Source organism: Wenyingzhuangia sp. 2_MG-2023, assembly GCF_030548295.1.
Taxonomy (GTDB): Bacteria; Bacteroidota; Bacteroidia; order Flavobacteriales; family Flavobacteriaceae; genus Wenyingzhuangia.
This window is the reverse complement of sequence record NZ_JAUOSB010000094.1, coordinates 1-301: the sequence shown is the minus strand read 5'-3', so window position 1 is coordinate 301 and position 301 is coordinate 1. Positions and strand designations below refer to the sequence as shown.

Annotated in this window: 1 protein-coding gene; it reads right to left on the bottom strand. The window is 38.2% G+C overall.

Annotation, left to right across the window (positions count from 1 at the left end):
* Nucleotides 1–301 (bottom strand): class II aldolase/adducin family protein (locus tag Q4548_RS16790; protein ID WP_303457194.1); only part of this gene is annotated, 301 nt, incomplete at both ends.

Sequence of the window (301 nt, the reverse complement as noted above, 5' to 3'; positions counted from 1 at the left end):
GCCCAACATGTAAACAATAATTTAGCTCCATTGTTTGACACATCTAAAAAGTCCCATGCTTTCTCTACATCTGGTGCAGTTGCAGTTGCCCCGTGCTTTTCACATAAAGAAACATTTCTTGTTTTAAAAGCCTCCATAGTAACCTCAGCCAATGCAGCAGTACTAGACAATGCATATGGTGTACAATGAACTCCTTTAGGTACAAATACTCTTACCACAGGACACATCATCCACAATTGTCTGATTAATTCTTCTTCGTTATCAAACAACTCATCGTGACTCATACAGATCAATTCAATTG